Origin of the sequence: Streptococcus downei MFe28, from assembly GCF_900459175.1 — a bacterium.
Taxonomy (GTDB): domain Bacteria; phylum Bacillota; class Bacilli; order Lactobacillales; family Streptococcaceae; genus Streptococcus; species Streptococcus downei.
In genome coordinates this window covers 1979158-1999386 of record NZ_UHFA01000002.1, presented here as the reverse complement: position 1 = coordinate 1999386, position 20229 = coordinate 1979158, and the positions used below count along the sequence as shown (strand labels likewise).

General features: G+C 39.8%; 14 protein-coding genes, 5 pseudogenes and 1 riboswitch. Of the genes and pseudogenes, 17 read left to right on the top strand and 2 right to left on the bottom strand.

Annotated features, from left to right (window positions below; translation table 11 throughout):
• Nucleotides 1–192: 192 nt before the first annotated feature.
• Nucleotides 193–327, top strand: a riboswitch (FMN riboswitch).
• A 115-nt stretch (nt 328–442) separates the two neighbouring features.
• From DYE66_RS09550 to DYE66_RS09490, 13 genes and pseudogenes are all read left to right on the top strand, one after another.
• Nucleotides 443–1012, top strand: a complete 570-nt coding sequence (locus tag DYE66_RS09550) for an ECF transporter S component (RefSeq protein ID WP_002997359.1) — start codon at nt 443–445, stop codon at nt 1010–1012.
• A 21-nt stretch (nt 1013–1033) separates the two neighbouring features.
• Nucleotides 1034–1675 carry a phosphatase PAP2 family protein gene (locus DYE66_RS09545; RefSeq protein ID WP_002997428.1) on the top strand — a complete coding sequence of 214 codons (642 nt, stop codon included), beginning with the start codon at nt 1034–1036 and terminating at the stop codon, nt 1673–1675.
• Between the two features lie 375 nt (nt 1676–2050).
• Nucleotides 2051–2868, top strand: a pseudogene (locus DYE66_RS09540) (MFS transporter).
• Between the two features lie 199 nt (nt 2869–3067).
• Nucleotides 3068–3994: a tRNA modification radical SAM protein MnmL/YtqA gene (gene mnmL / locus DYE66_RS09535; protein WP_002997160.1), complete on the top strand. Its 927-nt coding sequence runs from the start codon at nt 3068–3070 to the stop codon at nt 3992–3994.
• 5 nt (nt 3995–3999) lie between these two features.
• A complete protein-coding gene (locus DYE66_RS09530) occupies nt 4000–4395 on the top strand; it encodes a hypothetical protein (RefSeq protein WP_019782931.1) in 396 nt (131 codons plus the stop codon).
• Nucleotides 4392–4940 carry a tRNA 5-(aminomethyl)-2-thiouridylate-methyltransferase MnmM gene (gene mnmM, locus DYE66_RS09525; protein ID WP_002996656.1) on the top strand — a complete coding sequence of 183 codons (549 nt, stop codon included), beginning with the start codon at nt 4392–4394 and terminating at the stop codon, nt 4938–4940. Before DYE66_RS09530 ends, mnmM begins: the two co-directional genes overlap by 4 nt.
• A 314-nt stretch (nt 4941–5254) precedes the next feature.
• Nucleotides 5255–7084, top strand: a complete 1830-nt coding sequence (locus DYE66_RS09520; protein WP_115325144.1) for a site-specific DNA-methyltransferase — start codon at nt 5255–5257, stop codon at nt 7082–7084.
• Entirely contained in the window at nt 7085–9613 is a 2529-nt protein-coding gene (locus tag DYE66_RS09515; RefSeq protein ID WP_002996807.1) for a DEAD/DEAH box helicase, read from the top strand.
• A gap of 244 nt (nt 9614–9857) precedes the next feature.
• Nucleotides 9858–10529, top strand: a complete 672-nt coding sequence (locus DYE66_RS09510) for a zeta toxin family protein (protein ID WP_002997259.1) — start codon at nt 9858–9860, stop codon at nt 10527–10529.
• A complete protein-coding gene (locus DYE66_RS09505; RefSeq protein ID WP_002996428.1) occupies nt 10522–10686 on the top strand; it encodes a hypothetical protein in 165 nt (54 codons plus the stop codon). The genes DYE66_RS09510 and DYE66_RS09505 overlap by 8 nt, the downstream gene beginning before the upstream one ends.
• A gap of 21 nt (nt 10687–10707) precedes the next feature.
• Nucleotides 10708–11007, top strand: a pseudogene (locus DYE66_RS09500) (STAS-like domain-containing protein).
• A gap of 97 nt (nt 11008–11104) precedes the next feature.
• A pseudogene (locus DYE66_RS09495) lies at nt 11105–11353 on the top strand (helix-turn-helix transcriptional regulator); the annotation flags it as partial.
• 123 nt (nt 11354–11476) lie between these two features.
• Nucleotides 11477–12336 (top strand): annotated as a pseudogene (locus tag DYE66_RS09490) (IS982 family transposase).
• 254 nt (nt 12337–12590) lie between these two features.
• On the opposite strand, the gene DYE66_RS09485 reads toward DYE66_RS09490, so the two are convergent.
• The gene (locus DYE66_RS09485) at nt 12591–13226 is read right to left on the bottom strand and encodes a CPBP family intramembrane glutamic endopeptidase (RefSeq protein WP_002996935.1); all 636 of its coding nucleotides are present in this window, start codon (nt 13224–13226) and stop codon (nt 12591–12593) included.
• A 316-nt stretch (nt 13227–13542) separates the two neighbouring features.
• Between DYE66_RS09485 and DYE66_RS09480 the strand changes: the two are divergent.
• A pseudogene (locus DYE66_RS09480) lies at nt 13543–14914 on the top strand (IS1182 family transposase).
• Between the two features lie 18 nt (nt 14915–14932).
• On the opposite strand, the gene DYE66_RS09475 reads toward DYE66_RS09480, so the two are convergent.
• Nucleotides 14933–15718 (bottom strand): ABC transporter ATP-binding protein, encoded by a 786-nt coding sequence (locus DYE66_RS09475; protein WP_002997385.1) that lies wholly within the window; start codon nt 15716–15718, stop codon nt 14933–14935.
• Nucleotides 15719–16344: 626 nt separating this feature from the next.
• Between DYE66_RS09475 and DYE66_RS09470 the strand changes: the two genes are divergently transcribed.
• The 3 genes from DYE66_RS09470 to pflA all read left to right on the top strand — a co-directional run bounded on the left by DYE66_RS09470 (nt 16345) and on the right by pflA (nt 20228).
• Entirely contained in the window at nt 16345–17682 is a 1338-nt protein-coding gene (locus DYE66_RS09470) for a hemolysin family protein (protein WP_002996475.1), read from the top strand.
• A gap of 826 nt (nt 17683–18508) precedes the next feature.
• Complete coding sequence (locus DYE66_RS09465; RefSeq protein ID WP_002996485.1) at nt 18509–19150, top strand: deoxynucleoside kinase; 642 nt, start codon at nt 18509–18511, stop codon at nt 19148–19150.
• Nucleotides 19151–19424: 274 nt separating this feature from the next.
• Nucleotides 19425–20228 carry a pyruvate formate-lyase-activating protein gene (gene pflA / locus DYE66_RS09460; RefSeq protein ID WP_019783304.1) on the top strand — a complete coding sequence of 268 codons (804 nt, stop codon included), beginning with the start codon at nt 19425–19427 and terminating at the stop codon, nt 20226–20228.
• Nucleotide 20229 lies beyond the last annotated feature (1 nt).

Below are 20229 nucleotides of genomic sequence, written 5' to 3'. Positions count from 1 at the left end.
GACCAACTTTGTTCTGCGTCGCACGAACTGCAGGCAGCTCAAAAGGTCTGGGAGACCTTTTGAGGTTGGAAATAGGGAAAGCTTCGCTTTCCTCAGCAGGTACGGCAAAGTGAGTTAACGATGGATAGTTTTGATTTTTGAAGAGTATAAGTCTTATAATCTTGCCTTCCTGGACATTTTTTGCTATTCTATAGGTGTCTTCAGGGCAGGGTGAAATTCCCGACCGGCGGTGACGGCTTCAAAGAAAGCAGAAGTCCGCGAACCCTACGGGGTTGATGTGGTGCAAATCCACAACCGACAGTAAAGTCTGGAAGGGAGGAGACAAGTTTTTTTCTGCTACAAAAGATTTTTGAGCTGGGGATAGACCTAGTCGGCTTGATTTTTCTTTTGTTGAAAAAATGCTTAGCCTCCTTCAATTTGCAACAAATTGGAGGAATTTTTTATGTCAACATCTATTAAGTCAACGCGTCGTTTAGCCTATATCGCTATCTTGTCGGCCGTATCTTTTTTACTTATGTATGTCAGCTTTCCGCTGATTCCAGGGGCAAATTTCTTGCTACTGGATTTCTCGATTTTACCAGTTCTGGTGGCTCTAGCGATTTTTGATATAAAGTCGGCTTTTGCCGTTTTAACCCTGCGAACCATTCTCAAGTTAATCTTGCATAATGGGGGAGTTGGTACCCTGATTGGTATGCCCATGAACTATATCGCCCTTGGTTTCTTTGTCTTAGCCTTGGGTCTGACTTGGAAGAAAAAGCAAACCATCAAATCCTATATCCTAGGCTCTCTCATTGGGACCTTAGCTTTAACAGCTTCCATGTTGATTTTAAATTATGTCTATGCTGTGCCTCTTTATGCCAAGTTTGCTGGCTTTGATATTAAGGCTATCCTAGGTCTGGCCAATTATCTTTTTGCCATGGTGCTTCCTTTTAACCTGCTGGAAGGTCTCATTTTTGCCCTTGGCTTTTATCTGCTCTATCTGGTCATCAAGCCCCTTATCGCCAAATTATAAAGGCTGTGGTATAATAGCACCATGCATAATCGTCAAAAGTATTTTATTCGGGCCAGCTTTGCGGCCTTAATCTTTGTTATTTTAGGTTATATTGTCAAGTTCGATCCCAGAACGCTTCAAGGTTTTGACCGAGCTGTCCAGTCTGCTATTCGGGGTGATTTACCGGCTCCCCTGACAACCTTCTTTAGGACTATCACGCATTCGTCAACCTTACTGGTTTTATTTGTAGTGGTAGCTGGCTTCTTTATTGGTAGAAAATGGTATATAGAAGCGGGACTTTTAGCTTTTATGGGGGTTGTTGACCTCGTTTTAGTGCTCACTTTAAAAAATCTCTACCAACGCCCTCGTCCTTCTATTAAGCATTTAGTGGTGGAAACGGGTTACTCTTTCCCGAGTGCTCATTCCCTGGTGCTGATGTTAATTGTAGGGAGCATGATTATTATTGCTCACCAGCGTATTAAACGAAAAGATGCTCGCTACCTCGTGGAGTTCCTGCTGGGGCTGGCCATTCTACTAATCGGTCTGTCTAGGATTTATCTAGGGGTGCATTACCCGACCGATGTTCTAGCTAGTTTTGTTCTTGGCTATGGGATTCTCAATCTCGTCTTTCCATTTTATGACGAGCTCCGTTTTGAGTGGCGGTTTAAGCATAAGCAAAATTGAGCTTGCCCCTATTTGTTTGGGGTTGAAATCTAGGTTCTAACAGAGCCACTTTTAAATAGTGGGAGTAGGACAAGAAAATCGATGGCAGGACCATAGCGATTTTTTATGAAAACCCCCAAAAAGCACAAAATACCTGCTCTATGATAAAGTTTAGGTGAAAAATTTATTGGATTGTTAGCTCGTTTCTAACAATCTTTTTTGTTGGCAAAATTCTGTCTTACTTCTTTTTTGTCATGCGCTGGATAATAATGAGAAATATTTCTTTTTGGTCATATTTCCCAACGGGACATTGAAGTGCAGAAGGAGAAGGACTAAAATGTAGGCGTATTCAGGAGTGGAGATGAGGACTCTCTTTGTTGCTAGAAGGAGGTTCTTATGTTTCCATTTTTACAACCAGCACTGGACTCGACTGAAAAGATTCCTGACCATAGGATAAAATCCAGCTATCGTTGGCATCAAACAGGTGTTCTGGCAGCTCTCTGTCTGGGTTACATTGGCTACTACATTATTCGCTTGATCTTTACAACAGAGCAAAACGATATTATGAAGGCTTATGGCTATACGACGGCTCAGATTGGTCTGGTTTTGTCTTGCTTCGGGGTTGGCTATGCCATTTCCAAGCTCTTTATGGGGGCTCTTAGTGATAAGAGTAATACCATTCGTTATTTGGCGACTGGTCTCATTGTCTCGGCAGTTTTAAATATTGGTCTAGGGGCCACTAGAAATTTCTATATCATGATGGCCCTGATGTTAATCATGTCCATTGCTCAAGGCATGGGGGCAGCAGCCTGTCAGCGGACCATTCAACTTTGGTGGGGCAAACGATTGCGGGGGACAATCTTTGCCATCTGGTCTTCGGCCCATAATGCTGGTGCTTTTTGCTGTGTCGCTGTTGTTCAGTTGGCTAGCTTTTTATTATGGGGAGTCTGATTTATGCCCCCTTGACCTTGGTAGGATTCATGGTTAATGAAGTCGTTCCCAAGTTTGCGGTCGGTTCGTCAACAGGTTTCATTGGCTTTTTCCAATACATCTTTGGGGAAACCTCGGCCACGGCCCTGATTGGGATTCTTGTAGCCAAATTTGGCTGGGTGGCTAGTAATATCGTTATTTACAGCGCCTGTGGACTGGCAGCCTTGCTCTTAATTTATATCATGATTCATGAAGCTAGGATTCGGAAGGCTTTAGCTCGTTAATTCTAGCTTGATTTTAAGGGGCTAGGCCCCTTTTTTTGCTGTCCTTGAAGAACTTTGTAAATTGGCTTTGGCACCTTAAGCTTGCCCTATTTTCTGGGGTTCCTTCATTATTCTTGAGGGACTTTCTTAAGCTAGCCACTGTCATCTGTACTGGTCGGCCAATTTTGGTCTCAAAAGTGAAAATGGTATAATAGGAACTATGGAAAAACGTTACAATACGCTCAACAATTATTACCGCAAGATTTTTGGGCAAAAGATTTTTAAATTACCGATTGATGCGGGCTTTGATTGTCCCAATCGTGATGGGACGGTGGCCCATGGGGGCTGTACCTTCTGTACTGTTTCGGGTTCGGGTGATGCCATTGTTGCTCCGGAACTTCCTATTCGGGAGCAATTTTACAAGGAAATTGACTTCATGCACCGCAAGTGGCCAGAGGTCAATAAATATTTGGTTTACTTCCAAAATTTTACCAATACCCACGATAAGGTTAAGGTCATTCGCGAGCGCTACGAACAGGCTATCAATGAGCCTGGGGTGGTTGGAATCAATATTGGGACTAGACCCGATTGCCTACCTGATGAGACCATTGCCTATCTAGCGGAGCTCTCAGAGCGGATGCACGTGACTCTGGAATTGGGTCTGCAGACCACCTATGAGGCGACCTCCAAGCTGATTAATCGGGCTCATAGCTATCAGCTCTATGTGGATACCGTCAAACGAGTCAGGGAATTAGCTCCCAAGGTAGAAATTGTCTCCCACCTGATCAACGGTCTGCCCGGGGAAACGCACGAGATGATGGTGGAAAATGTTCGTCGCTGTGTGACGGATAATGATATTGACGGGATTAAACTTCATTTGCTTCACCTGATGACCAATACCAGAATGCAAAGGGATTATCATGAGGGTCGCCTGCACCTGCTCAGTCAAGAGGAGTATGTCTCCATTATCTGTGACCAGTTGGAAATCATTCCCAAGGACATGGTTATCCACCGGATTACGGGGGATGCGCCTCGAGAAATGCTGATTGGCCCCATGTGGAGCCTCAATAAATGGGAAGTTCTCAATGCCATTGACCGTGAAATGGAAAAACGGGGGTCCTATCAGGGCTGTAAGGTGGAAGGATAGCAAAAATGAAACTGAGAGTTGAATTTTTTGAAAATCAGATTAATCAAGCCGTTGAAGCTGGAATATATAGCATTTATTTAGAAAAAGAGGGGCGATCTCGGTTGCTCTATATTGGCGAATCTACCTGTGTTATTGAAAGGTGCAGTCAGCATCTGGGGAAAGTGAGTAGGGAGCCAATTTACCTTGGATTGACGAGCGCTTTATTAGATGATTCATCGCTTGCCTTACGATTTGAATTGTATGAAACAATTGCAGAAGAAAGTTTGCGCAAAAATAAAGAAAAAGAATTGGTAAAGAGTAAACAACCTTTATTGCAAAGTGGAATTAGTGATAGAGTTGTTTCTGATGAGGACAAACAAGCTAGGGTCAGACAATTTTTAACAGGAGACGAAAACTTATGATCAAACGGCCTTTGCAGCTCTCCCATGATTTTTTGGCAGAGGTTTTAGCTAAAGAAGCCATCGCTGTTGATGCCACGATGGGAAATGGCAATGACACAGCTTTTCTGGCTGGATTAGTCAAAAAAGTCTACGCTTTTGATGTGCAAAAACAGGCTCTTGCTAAAACTCAGGAACGTTTGGCGAGTCAGCATCTCACCAATGCAGAACTAATCTTGGACGGTCATGAAAATCTGGATAAGTATGTCTCCGAGCCCATCCGCGCAGCCATTTTCAATCTTGGCTACCTTCCAAGTGCTGACAAGTCTGTCATCACTAAGCCTGACACAACCTTGGTTGCAATCGGAAAAATCCTTGAGCGTCTTGAAGTCGGTGGCCGCTTATCTCTTATGATTTATTACGGCCATGAAGGCGGTGACCGAGAAAAAAACGCCGTCCTAGATTATATCAGCCAGCTGGACCAGACCCGCTTCACCGCTATGATTTATCAGCCCCTCAATCAGGTTAATACCCCGCCGTTTTTGGTGATGGTGGAGAAATTGACATAAAGTAAAAAAGAAGGAGTTCCGGTGAACTTCTTCTTTTGTCATTTAATCTTCAAAAATATAGGGATAAAGCTGCCCACTTTTTGAAAAGCCCAAGTACCCAGCTGTCCAATTTTCTTAAGATTCCAAAAAGCTTGCAAAGTCAAATAGGATTTGTGTAGAATGTTGGAAATGACAGAGAAGTGCCCTTTTTCACAACTAAGCAAATATGGTAAAATAAGACTACAATTTAAAGTAAAAACAAGAAGCGAGGCTAGCCTCCTTTGTTATATTCATAACAAAGGAATCCTAACAGTCTCTCTTAACAGAGGAAAACTATGGATAATATTAGACAAAAACAATTGCTGGAGCTTCTGGCTCAGGCTCAAGAAGAGGTTATGAACGGAAATGAGGTCTCTACTGAATTTGCTCGTGTTCTCTTTCCGCCGTCTCGTAAGGAATATGAACTGACTTACTATGGAAAAGAGAGTGAGCAGGCCATTATCAGTCAAACTTTCGCTGCGCCTCTGCAAGAAAATCGTAGATTCGGTGAAGCTACTGAAAATGATTGGTTCAATAAAATTATTTTTGGTGATAATCTTCAAGTATTAAAAACTCTTGTAGAAATGAAACATAGAGGAGAGTTGAAAAATGCTGATGGGACGGACGGGATTCGCCTAGTTTATATTGATCCCCCATTTGCCACTAAACAAGACTTCTCAAATAAGGACGCAAAAGCTTACTCTGATAAATTAGCTGGCGCAGAATTTTTAGAATGGCTTAGAAAACGTCTCATTTTGTTACGAGAAGTACTATCTGATGATGGATCTATTTATATTCATTTGGATTGGCATAAAGCACATTATATTAAGGTACTTATGGATGAAGTTTTTGGAGAAGGAAGATTTATAAATAACATTATATGGTCTTATCGTACAGGAGCAGGAGGGAAAAAAGAATTTAATAAGCAACACGACGATATTTTATTGTACTCAAAAACAGAACATAGAATATTTAATCAACTAAAAGAAAAATCATATACTAAGGCTAAAGGGAGGAAAGCAGGTATAACCAATTATGGTGGTTCGAATACAGAATTTTTTGAAGATAGCAATGGAGTTTATAGGTGGTCAACAATGCGTGATGTGTGGGATATTCCATATATAAACTCTCAAGCTAAAGAAAGAGTTGGTTACCCAACTCAAAAACCTGAAAAATTATTAGAGCGAATTATTAAGGTTTCTTCCAATGAAGGGGACTTAGTTTTAGATTGTTTTGGTGGTTCTGGGACAACTGCGGCTGTTGCTGAAAAATTGGGCAGACGATGGATTACAGTTGATGCAGGTATACTGTCTATCTACACCATTCAAAAAAGAATTTTAGGGCTAGAAAGCTATAAAGGATTTACAGTATATGATGCGGGACTTTATGATAATGACAAATTAAATTCTTTTGATAGCACTCAATGGAAGCAGTTCGCCATGGCATTATATAATGTTTATCCCTCTTATCAAACTATCAAAGGGTTTGATTTTGATGGTATCAAGGATGGTTCGTTGGTAAAGGTCTATTCTCCTAATGAATTAGAGGTATTAGGGGCAAAAATTTCGGAAGGTACCTTAGAACAAATTTATTTACGATTAGGAAGTACGGCTCCAGACGAAGTCTTCATCATTGCTCCACAAGGACAATTCACCTTTGCTGTAGATGAATTTGATAATGATGGGCAATGGGATACCATCTTTAATATTCTCCGAGTTCCTTATTCTATGTATCAGAAATTTACCGAAAATTTTGTAGGAACCATCCAAGCCGATGGCACAGACTCGGTTAATGCTGTTGTAGATGCTTATGGTTTTGACTTTAAGAGAAAGCCTAAGGTTGATTTTGAAGTTGATGGAGAAAAATTGACCATCAAGTCGTTTGAGTCGCTCTCACGGTTAAAAGGGAAAGATAATGTTAATGGCTTTGAAGCATTTTCAATGCTTTTAATTGATTTATCCTATGATGGTAAAGCATTTAATATGGATGAGGTTTATTATCATAATGATTTCGATGATGAACACTCAATTGCTTTTGATGAAAGTAATATCGATGGTCAAGCGATGTATATCTTTATTGATAGGTTTGGGAATGAATTCATAACAACAAGAGGAGAAATGGCCTAAATGGAATACAAAGAAAGTGATCTAGTTTTAAAAGTTAGTAAAAATGTGAATCCCTCAATTTGGGATGAAGGCTTCTTTCAAAATTTTTTTGATTTACTGTTCGGACAAAGAACATACCAACAGGAAGCTTCAGAAACTGCCTTGCGTTTCTTAAATTCTGGAGAGTACCAAAATATATCGGCATTGGCTAAAGAGAATTTTAATACTAATGATGTCATAAAAGCACGTTGGAGTAACAATTTTTCATTAATGCAGGATGATTTAGATTTATCAGATAAATTATCTGCAACCTTAGATTTAGCTACTGGTACAGGGAAATCCTATGTCATGTTTGGGATAGCTCTTGTTATGTTAGCAACTAAGAAAGTCAATCGTGTTTTAATTTTGGTTCCTAGTCTAACTATTGAAAGTGAACTAACACAAAAGTTTAAGGATTTATTAGGTAATCAACAATTATTAAAGACATTGGGAGAGAACTTTATCCCACCACAGATTTTAAATGGCGATAGCACGCTTGTAGAAAATTCTATTGCTATTGAAAATAGGGATGCTATCTACAAAGCTCAAGAGACTAGAAATTCTATTGTTGACAGCCTGAGAGGCAATGGTGAGACTACTCTTGTTCTCAATGATGAAGTTCACCATGTTTACTATTCTGAATCAAATCAATGGAAATCCTTTATAGAAGATGAGAGGAATAACGGCATTAATTTCAAATATATTATTGGCGTGACAGGTACCCCCTATAAAGGTAAGAAAAATAATGATTATTTTTCAAATGTTATTTATCGTTTTTCTCTTCGTGATGCCATTGAGCAAGGCTTTGTAAAAGATATAGAATATATTTCAAAAGAAGATATTCCAAAGGACAAAAACGAGCGTTGGCAAGTTATTTTAAATTCTCATGATACTATAGCTAAACGACTGCCGAGTGAACTTGGAATCAAACCAATTACCATCATCGTAACCTCCAGACAGACAGGGGCGGATAACAAAGCTAGAGAATTTAAAAAATTTTTGAAACAGCAAAGACAGCTCAGTGATGAAGAAGTTGATAATGTTGTACTATCTGTCCATAGTGGAGCTAAAGCAGCAGTTGATAGAATGAAGCTCAGAAAAGTTAACCAGAAAGAAAATCCTGTTGAATTTATCTTTAGTGTCTCCATGCTTACCGAGGGTTGGGATGTTAAAAGAGTGTTTCAGATTGTCCCTGACGAGGAAAGGGCTTTTAATTCCAAACTTTTAATTGCTCAGGTTTTAGGAAGAGGATTGAGAATTCCTGACGGTTGGCAAAACAGCTGGGGAACACCAAAGGTGACGGTTTTCAATCATGAAAAATGGTCTGCTAATGTTGAAGCATTAGTAAATGAAGTATTGGAAATTAGGAAGCGCTTGACGGTAGGCATAAATCCAGATTCCGAATATCATTTTGATTTGTTGAATGTGACATACTCTTCCAAAGAGGATGCTAAAAGTTATCCTAAGATGGGAACTTATAAACTTTGGGAGAAAGGAGTAAATTTACCAACAGACGATAAATTAGGAAAAAGTAAGGTTACTTTGACTGATATAAAGACTCAGACAGAGAGAAACTTTGAAACAAGTTTTGAACATGAAACTCTTACTCCACTTCAAATGGCTAATATTTTATATAGCCGATTTGATGATTTGGAGGATAAAGAGTATGCTGGAGAGTATCAAAAATTATGGCCAGTTTCTAGAATTCAGAAAATGGTAGAGAAGTCCCTTGAAGATAGTGGCAATCAGTATATTACTAAGAGCTTAAAAAATAGATTTTTAACTTCAATGAATGTTATTTTTCGTGATGCAGCTAAAGTAGTTAGTTATGATATAGATCCTACAGAATATAAATACATATCTACCAAACAATTGCCAAAAAATACTACAGATTTATCAGGATTTCATAAGAATAAAGTACTATTTTATAGTTCTGAATTAAGAGATAGTTTATCAGAAGATAATGGCAGTTTAGAAACATTTAAAGAGCTTTCAGATTTATCAAAAGGATATAGACAAAACCCTGTTGAAAATAGATATAATTTTAAGACACCTCAGTTTGGTGTTGTGACTACTGGGAATCCTGAGACAGAGTTTTTAAAAAAATTAGTAGAAGATAAAGAAGTTAATAACAGTATTGATTCATTTGTGAAATCAGATGACATGAGTTTTTATAATATTGATTATTCATGGAAAAAAGGAAACCACCAAAAAACAGGGGAGTTTAATCCTGATTGGTTCATTAAGCAAAATAATAATATAGTTGTGGTGGAAATCAAGGATGACTCACAAATACATGATCCAGATACTGAGAATGTGGGAAAAAATAAAGCTGCTGTGAGACACTTTGATATTATCAATAATTATTGCAAAGAAAGAGGAGAAACTGTTCAATATAAATTTACCTTTTTAACGCCTAAGGACTTCTCTACTTTCTTCAAAAGTTTAGTATCAGGTAATATTCAAAACTTTAAAAGTCATTTAGACATTGCTCTGGATGATATGAATTGACCTTCCATTATCAATAGCAAATGATTTTTGAAGAATATGATAAGTAAATAGTTTGGCAATAATACAGTTTGTCACAAGACGAAATTGATTTCATAGAGGAAAAGGTCAAAGCGATGGAATAGTCCTTAAAACAGTATCAAAACCCACCCCCTTTAGCTAATTTTTGGTGCTGTTTTCGTTTAGGAAGAAAAGAGGGTTTTGTGATACAATGGCTTAAATGATAAGAAGGTGAGGAGGACTTTTGGTGTCTACTGATAAGTATTTAGACTATTCCAAGGAAAATTTGGATAGAATTCTATCGGATTTGTTTGGAAATAAGCAACTGAGTCCTAAGAAAGATGCTATCTTTATGGCGGGAAGTCCTGGGGCTGGTAAGTCGGAAGTTGCACGCCTGCTAGCTGACAGTTACAAAAATATGATTGTATTGGATACAGATGATTTTCGTTCCCTCTTTCCAGACTATAATGGTAGTAATTCTAGCAACTTTCAAAGAGCCTGTTCTTGGCTAACTGAGCAAGCTTTTCAGTATCTGACGGAGAAAGGTTACTCATTTATTTACGATACGACTTTTGCTGTGCCGAGTGCAGAAAAGAAGATAAAACGTGTCTTGAAGAATGGTTACAGGGCTGTGATTTTTTACGTTTATCAAGAACCAAAAATTGCTTGGCAATTTACCAAGGATAGGGAAAGAGTAGAAGGGAGAAAAGTCCCTAAAGAAACCTTTATCAATGCATTTTTACATGCAAGAGAAAATGTTGAAAAGGTTAAAGTTCGTCACCCCGAGACCTTAGTGCATCTTATCATTAAGGACTATCAGAATACTATTGAAGAAGTCCATTTTGATATGGAAAACATTAATCTGATATTACCAAATAATTATACGAGAAAAACTTTAGAGGAGGAACTCTATGAGTGAGAAAGAAACGGTTGACCAAATTGTTGCTAAGTACAATTACAGCATATCAGACTTATCTGACAATGCCACTGCTAAAGAATTTAAGGCTGTCCTGACCTACATTGCAAAGGAGGCCAATAGGGCACAGAGAAAATTAGTTGGTCTAGATGTGGAATAGGGAAGAGGAGGAAGAGTTCGAATGGTAAGAATTATTGTTAAAGATGTTGTAGACAATTGTTCAGACAATGCTTCGGGACTAAAGATTTTGACTCTTGTTTAAGAGGCTTTGAGAGCAGGAGAAGAGGTGACGGTTTCTTTTGAAGGCGTTTCTTATGTCAGCACTTCTTTTGTCAATTCAGCCTTTATTAATTTACTGGAGAACTTTACTTTTAATACCATCAAAGCGAAACTCTCTTTCATTAAATCAACTATTCAAATTAACAAGTTGATAAAAGAGCGCTTCGCCTTTGAAACCAAGAAGATAACAGCAGTGTCATAATATAAATAGGATTAGGTCAGGAAGTGTACGGCACCCTGACTATTTTTATAAATCTGCATGATTAGTATCGAAGATTATCATTAGGAGGGACATTGCCATGTTAAATAAAAATCATAAAATTACGGCACCAGCTGTGACTTCTGCAGCAGATACTTTGGCGGAACTTTTGGCTTATCATCATATCAAGCAGAGTGATTTTGCTGAACGTATTGGCGTATCTCAAAAGCATGTATCTGATTTACTCAATCGTAAGAAATTTCTTAATGCAGATCTTGCAGTCCGAGTGGAACAAGTGACAGGAGTTCCTGCTGAGTTCTTGCTTTGTTTAGATATTAACTACCCGTTGTGCTAGTTAACACTAGCCAAAATAAAAAACTTTACCTATCATAAACTCAGAACAACCACGAAATGAGGGAATGATAGGCAAAGCCGAGACTATTATCTCGCAAATCCACATCAAACACAAGATATTTTTTCAGTTTTGCTGACAAAAGTGAGTACACTTTATGACCGCTTCGTTCCCTACTGCGTGAGGCATCGGCGAAACGTTCACTCACAGAAGCAACCAGATGTCGTTATTATAGCTAGTTATCTCTGGGCCATTCAAGAGGGGTGCCGAACAGCCAGCGCAATTTATCGAGCCATTCGTCATAGCCTTTTTCCTAATGACTTTCCAGAACGTTCCCGCTTTTGTCGGATTTGTCAAAACCTTTCCCAAAGCATCCAACGCATGCGCTACTTTATGGTATCTTCCCTTTGTGAGACCTCTTCATTTGGCCTGATTGACAGTTTTCCCTGTGCCTTATGTCATCCCATCCGTAATCTAAGAGCTAGCCTTTTATCAGAAGTCGCTAACATCGGATACAACGCCACGAAGAAGATTCACTACTACGGGGTGAAGTTCTCCGTTTTAGTCAGCGATAGGGGCTTTCCTTTGGATTATGTAGTAACGTCAGCCTCTGTTTACGATAGCCAAGTGGCTTTTGAATTACTGGAACACATATTCCACTGATTTATGGAGACAAGGGCTATATTGACAAGCAGGTTAAGAAAGAGTTGGCCAATTGTGGTATCACCTTAATTTCTCAACTCAGGAAAAATATGGCGGACTATTCTTGGTTTGAGAACTATAAAATTAGCCGATTGCGCAAACCGATTGAAACCGTCTTTTCGAGCTTAGAACAGTTTGGCATTGAGAATTTACGCTGTCGAAACCTTCGGGCATTACAGTTTAGAGTAGAAGCTATTTTACTCATCTATTCACTCATGCTGGAAAATAGTCAAAATGAATTTGGGCTGAGTTTGAAATATTCTAAGGCTTATGCCTGATTAACTAGCACAACGGGTATTTATTATACAATATATAGTTGCCTTTGTCCTCGATACAAAGAATTTAATTAGCAAATCAACTACTTGTTGCTTCGGCTCCGTCACACTAGGAAAAATACTTTCATGATTTCCTACTTCCTATATGCAAAACCGCTCAAGAACAAAAAGCACATATCATAGGGACTTCTCAGCCCAAAATCATGTGCTTTTTGATACAATCTATTTTTTATATATTGCAATCTATATATGGGTAATCAACTTAGTAGAAAATCACATACCTTTACAACTGCAATGCCGTTTACAAGAAGGTCACATATAAAATGGGCCGTCATCGTAACATATATATTCTTAGTTTTAATATAGGAAATGCTTAATGGCAAAGCCCATATCATACATAGAAATATTCCCCAAATTGCAAGTGCATGTTCCAAAGCATATAAGAACATACTAAATAGAGTTGTTAAAACCAAGATTTTTCTGTTTTTGAAGGATATAAGATTCTTCCTATAGAAAATTTCTTCTGCAATTGGCGGTAGAATTATTGTAGAGCATATAAACAAAATTAACTTGAGCCAATTATCTGCCCTTAACTTAATCATTCCGTTATTAAGATTAGGAAACATATTAGCTAAAACATTCGTAAATGCAAAAGCAAGAGCGCAGAACAGTATTGTAAGCATAACTTGCTTCCAATAAATGCTTCCTTTTCTAACTGAATTCCCCCATTCTTTTATTGAAAAATCTTTTCTCTGCTTAAAATATACTGCCAGTACTATATAAAATAAAAAATTAATATATATACAATATTCTCGAAACATCAAGCAAGCTAATATAAATAAACCCTCCAAAATGAATGGAAAGATATTTAATTTTATATATTTCCTGTCCATAATACATGCTCCAATTTAATTTTAATATGTAAATTATATCATAATTGAGCATGGCTAACAGTCAGTTCCTCTGTTTTTATTTCTGCAACATATGTATTATCACATTACAACAAAGAATTTAATTAGTAAATTTTAGCAAAATCTTAGCAACAAAAGAGAGTGATTTCTCACTCCCAGACTGAAGACAAAGTCGTTAGAAATTGATTTTCTAACGTCTTTTTTAGCTATCAAAGTTTTATAATAGATGTAAGAATAATCGGAGGTTGTCTCTATGTTTCACAAAGAAACCCCCAACTACAAACGTGGTGAATAGACCTTGCTGTCTCTAGATGAACTTGTTCCTGAGGATCATTTACTACGTCAAATTGATGAAACAATTGATTTCTCTTTTATCTATGACAAAGTCGAGACGACCTATAGTCAAGAAACAGGACGTCCTAGTTTAGATCCCGTTTTATTGGTCAAAATTCCTCTCATCCAGACCCTATTTGGTATCCGTTCTATGCGTCAAACCATCAAAGAAATTGACGTTAATATCGCTTATCGCTGGTTTTTGGAATTAGGTTTGGATGAATAAAGTCCCTCACTTCACGACTTATGGCAAGAACTATTCCCGTCGTTTTGCGCAAGTTGGGCTTATCGAAGAAATTTTTGCTCCTATCCTTCAAGCCTGTCTAGGTCAAGGCCTTATTGATACGAGCGAAATCTTCATAGACGGCACTCCTATCAAGGCAGCGGCTAACAGCCACAAGTATGTTAACCAAGAGGTGGCTGTCCAAGCTAAATTCATGTCAGAACAATTAGATAAGGAAATTGACCAAGACAGGAAAAAGCATGGAAAAAAGCTCCAAAATAAGAAAGTGTCGAAAACTGATTCAGAGAGTGGTTGGTTTCATAAAGGTGACCATAAGGAGGTTTTTGCCTACAATATCCAATCGGGTTGTGATAAGTATGGTTGGGTATTAGGTTATACCGTGCAAGCTGGAAATACTCATGATAGCCAGGCCTTTAAAGGACTTTTCGATAACATTAAAGCCTTTCATCCAGACTCTATTATCGCTGATTCAGGTTACAAGAATCCAAAGATAGCTAAATTTTTACTAGCTCAGCACATCACTCCAGTATTCCCTTACACGAGGCCCAAGGGCCAGAAAGATAAGTGACGTCCAAAGGATTTTGTTTACGATGCGTATGATGACTGTTATCTCTGTCCGCAAAACCAGGTCCTAGCTTACAGCACAACGAATAAGAGTGGCTACCAAGAATATAAGAGTGCCCCTAAAGTTTGTGAACAATGCCCTTTATTAAGTATTTGTACACAAAGCAAGACTCACCAACGTCTCATTACTCGTCATATTTGGCAAAATTATCTAGAAACCTGTGAAGATAGTCGTCACCAAATAGGCATGAAACAACGCTATCAGACACGAAAAGAAAGTATTGAGAGGGTCTTTGGTTCTGCTAAAGAATAGCACAATATGAGATATACTAGAGAAAAAGGCAAGTCCAAAATGGAGGCAAAGGTTGGGCTGACTTTTGCGTGTTTAAATCTCAAAAAATTAGTTAAGATGATGGCTGGAAAGGCCTATTTATTTTACCCAATTAGGACGGATTCTTGGTTTTATAAATCTATTTTAGAAATAAGAAAAGACAAACTCTCGAAAATTGAGGGTTTGTCTTCAATCTGAAGCCTGCTAAAGGCTTTTTTACTCCAATTCCGGCTTAATAAAAAAGCGGTGGTCATCAATGGGAATGATGGAAACCCTATTGTCAAAGAATTTTGTCAAGGTTGGTACGGTGATAATGTCCTCTTTTTTACCCTGGGCTATGATTTGGCCTTTTTTGAGAAGGAGGACGTGGTCCATCTTGCGCATGATTTCTTCGGCATGGTGGGTCACAAAGAGAACGTGAGGGGCGTGAGGAAGATCGGTGATGCGGTCCACCTGTTTCAATAATTTTTCCCTAGCAAAGAGGTCGAGGCCCACGGTCGCTTCGTCAAGAATAATAATGTCAGGCTCTTCCATGAGACAGCGGGCAATCATGATCAGCTGGCGTTCCCCTTGAGAGAGGCTGTAGAGCCTGCGACCAATCAGAGCCTCCCCACCTAGGCTAGTCAACATGTCTCGCGCTTGAGCCAGTTCCTTGTCTCCATAATCTTTATAGAGGATGGAGGACTTATACTTACCAGTTAGGACCGCCCGCTCGGCAACCATCTGGAGGGAGATCCGATCGGTGATGAAACCAGAGACAATGCCGATGCGCTTACGAAGCTCAGTGATGTCTCCCTGACCAAACTTGGTTCCCAAAATCGTGATATGGCCTTGGCTGGGATAAAGTTCAGCCATGATGAGCTTGAGTAGGGTGGTTTTCCCAGCCCCATTGAGGCCCAAGATGGCCCAGGTCTGCCCCTTTTCAACCGTCCAGTTGATGTCCTTGAGCAAGGTTTTTCCCTGTCTTTGTAGACTGACATTTTCCATTGAAATAACTGACATAGCAACCTCCAATTTTTTTGGGTCATTGTCGACGAAAATTTAGCTCCATTGTAGCACGCTTTTTCGGAAAAATTAAGAGCCGAAAATTTGAGAAAGGGGGTCTTACAAATAAGGTGATAAATCCTTATCTTTAGCCTGACAAAATTTGGCTGCTTCCTCCCAGTCTCGCTGGGCAAAGAGGTTGAAAAAGCCGATTAGTCATCGTTTGGATTGATTAAAGCGGAAACTCTTCCGCACTTTGCGTTGGCGATTAGCAAAAGCGCTTGGGGTCTGAGCTAATTTCTAAAGCAAGTCCCCTCCCTGATAAAGCAAACTGTCATCGGGGAAAGACTGGGGCTTGTGGGGCTGGATAATATTTTGCTAAATTGTCAGACTAGGTGCAGTTTTTCTATAGTTCTTAATGAAGCAGGCCAGATTGGCCAAGCTGAGTTTAGAGTTATCAGGCGGTTTGGGCCAAAAACGAGAACTAGGTTCTGCAATTTGGGAAGTAGCATTTTCCTCTTCAAAGGTAGAGCAGGATAGATGCCCCCCCTGATAAAGGCCATATTTCTCAGGCGAACTTTTGTCACGCCTCTTGAAAATATGCTATAATAGGGGCAATCTACATTTTTAGGAGAAAGAATTAAATGGAAGACCCGAGCAGTCAGAATTTGCTGTTTCAAATGCTTTTACTTGTCGTCCTCACTTGTTTGAATGCCTTTTTTGCGGCATCTGAGATGTCCATGGTGTCCCTGAATCGGTCCCGTGTTGAACAGAAGGCCGAGGAGGGCGATAAAAAATATATTCGTCTGGTCAAGGTATTGGACAAGCCTAATAATTTTCTGTCCACCATTCAGGTTGGAATCACCTTCATTTCCCTCTTACAGGGGGCTAGTTTATCGGCTTCCTTGGGCAAGGTCATTGCTGGCTGGTTTGGCAATTCAGCCACGGCTCAAACAGCTGGTAGTATCATTTCCCTGATTTTCCTGACCTACATTGCCATTGTTTTAGGCGAGCTTTACCCTAAACGGATTGCCATGAATCTCAAGGACAATTTTGCCATCTACTCAGCACCAGTCATTGTTGGCTTGGGTAAGGTGGTCAGCCCCTTTGTCTGGTTCCTGTCGGCCTCAACCAACCTCCTCAGTCGCATTACGCCCATGACTTTTGACGATGCTGATGAGAAAATGACTCGTGATGAAATTGAATATATGTTGACCAATAGCGAGGAAACACTTGAGCAGGATGAAATTGAAATGCTTCAAGGGGTTTTCTCCTTGGATGAGCTGATGGCCCGTGAGGTCATGGTTCACCGAACTGATGCCTTTATGGTGGACATCAATGATGATCCCCAAGAAATTATCAAAGAGATTCTTAAGAAGAACTTTTCAAGAATTCCAGTCTACGATGATGACAAGGATAAGGTCATCGGTCTCATTCACACCAAAAAGCTCCTAGCTGCTGGTTTTGAAAATGGCTTTGAGAATCTCAACCTCCGTCGTATTTTACAGGAGCCCCTCTTTGTGCCTGAAACCATCTTTATTGATGACTTGCTCAAGGACTTGCGTCGCACGCAAAATCAGATGGCCATCCTCTTGGATGAATACGGTGGGGTTGCTGGTCTGGTTACCCTTGAAGACCTGCTGGAAGAAATCGTCGGTGAAATTGACGACGAAACCGACCAGGCAGAAGTTGAGGTTCGAGAAATTGACCAGGATACCTATATCGTTCTTGGTACCATGACCCTCAACGATTTCAACGAATACTTTGAAACCGAACTAGAGAGTGATGACGTCGATACCATTGCTGGTTACTATTTGACAGGGGTCGGCAATATCCCATCGCAGGAAGAAAAAGAAAGCTTCCAGGTGGATAGTGGCAAGCACCATTTGGAAATCATCAATGACAAGGTCAAGGAAGGCCGAGTGACTAAGGTTAAGGTTATCCTCAGCCCTCTTGAAGAAGCGGAAGCTGACAAAGAATAAAGAAAAATTCGTGGCCCCAGGCTACGGATTTTTAAAATCCAAGCGAAAGTGAGAAAGACGAAGAGGTTGGGACAAGGCACCTATGATGACTTTACCCTCACTCACAAAAATGTGTAATCTTGGGAGATTACGTATAAAAAGCCCCAGCCTCGTTACTTTTTCAACATCAGACACATTGACGCAGTGGTTGATTGGAGGTCCTTATCCCTTGCTAAGCAAGTGATAGCGGCCATCCTAATCAACTGTGCGGAGGCGGGACGACAAAATCGATTTCGTTGAAATCACGATTTCTGTCCCGCTCTCTGAGCAAGTAAGAGGTGCAGACAAGGCGCTCTAGTACTTGTCCTAGCTAGAGCAAGTTCTTTAAAACCTAGATTGGCTCCTAGGCATACGACGGGAAGAGCAGTCGGCCGATAATGGCGACTGGTCTGAGCAAGTAAGAGGGGGAGAAAAGGCACTTTAGTGCTTTTCGTAGCCGAGCAAGTTTTTTAAAACTTAGGTCGGCTCCCCTCTTAAACCAAAACTAAAGGAAGAAATGTAAGCCATTTTCAGAGGTTTTGTCCTTGAATTACCTTCTCAATTCCGATAGAATATGGAAGCAAAAGAAAGGCTAGCTATGGAAAAAATTCTTGCTAGCTTTTTATTGGCTTAATGGAGTTAGTCAGGGGCATAGGAAACTTCAATGGAAGTTTTCGTAGCAAGTCTAAAAAACAAATGATAGACTTGCTTTGTCCGTGAAATCTTGTTAATGGAACACGCCTACACTTCTTTAAAATTAGTTTTCTTTGAAGTGTTTAAGGGTTTTATATTATAAATTAGGAGTAAGATGTTGATTGTTTTAGCAGGCACAATCGGTGCTGGTAAGAGTTCGTTGGCGGCATCTTTAGGAGAACACTTAGGGACACAAGTGTTCTATGAAGCGGTAGATAATAATCCCGTTTTGGATCTCTATTATCAAGACCCCAAGAAGTATGCTTTTTTATTGCAGATATTCTTTTTAAATAAACGTTTCCAGTCTATCAAGGCGGCCTACAAGGCTGATAATAATATCCTCGACCGCTCAATTTTTGAGGATGAACTTTTTTTGACCCTCAATTATAAGAATGGCAATGTTACCAAGACTGAGCTGGATATTTACAAGGAGCTCCTGGCTAATATGCTGGAAGAATTGGAAGGTATGCCTAAGAAGAGTCCTGATTTACTGGTTTACATTGACGTTTCCTTTGACAAGATGCTGGAGCGGATCAGCAAACGTGGGCGTAGCTTTGAACAAAATGCCGATAATCCTGAGCTCTATGAATACTATCAACAGGTTCACGGAGAATACCCTGATTGGTATGAGAATTACAGTGTTTCACCGAAAATTCGTATCGATGGCAATAAACTAGATTTTGTCAAGAACCCAGATGATTTACAAACAGTCTTTGACCTAGTTGATAGCGAATTGAAAAAATTAGACTTGCTCTAATGACTAATACCCAGCGGAGCTAGGCAAAAACTCAAAATCTCACTAATTTTCTCAGATTTTAAAAATAAGAAATCGCATGAAATCAGCGTTTTTAAAAGAAAGATTTCATGCGATTTTGTTAATTCAGAACTTTTTGTCCGGCCCCGTTTTTGGCATGTACTTATCTGGATTTTTAGAGTCAAAAAAGCTATAATAAGGTTACCGTAAAAACGGTTACAACTATAGTGATTGAGGGGCTTGCTTGACCCCTTTCGATAGATCTAGAAAAGAGTTTATGATGGTTGAAGAAATAGATTACCGGCAAGTGACCGGAATGATTCACTCAACAGAGAGCTTTGGGACTGTGGATGGTCCTGGGGTTCGTTTTGTTGTTTTTATGCAGGGTTGCAAGATGCGTTGCCAATATTGCCACAACCCTGATACCTGGGAGATGGAAACCAATATGTCAACCGAAAGGACGGTTGATGATGTTCTTAATGAAGCTCTGCGCTTCAAGGGCTATTGGGGAGATACTGGTGGTATTACTGTTTCAGGTGGCGAAGCCATGTTGCAAATCGAATTTGTGACCGCCCTCTTTACCGAAGCCCACAAATTAGGGATTCATTGTACCTTAGATACCTGTGGTTTCTGCTACCGGCCGACAGCTGAGTATCACAAGATTTTGGATAAACTCTTGGCTGTGACAGATTTGGTCCTTCTGGACCTCAAGGAAATCAATCCTGAACAACACAAGATAGTCACCCGCCAGCCCAATAAGAATATTCTGCTTTTTGCCAGATACCTGTCCGATAAGAAGGTACCCGTTTGGATTCGCCATGTGCTCGTGCCTGGTCTGACCGACTTTGATGAGGATTTGATTGAGTTAGGAAAATTTGTTGAAACCTTGGATAACGTGGACAAGTTTGAAATTCTTCCCTACCATACTCTGGGTGAATTTAAGTGGCGAGAACTAGGCATCCCTTATACCTTGGAAGGGGTTAAGCCACCGACTAGGGAGCGTGTTGCCAATGCTAAGAAGCTTATGCACACCGAGTCCTATCAGGACTATCTCAAACGAACCAATGAAGTCCAGGCTTAAA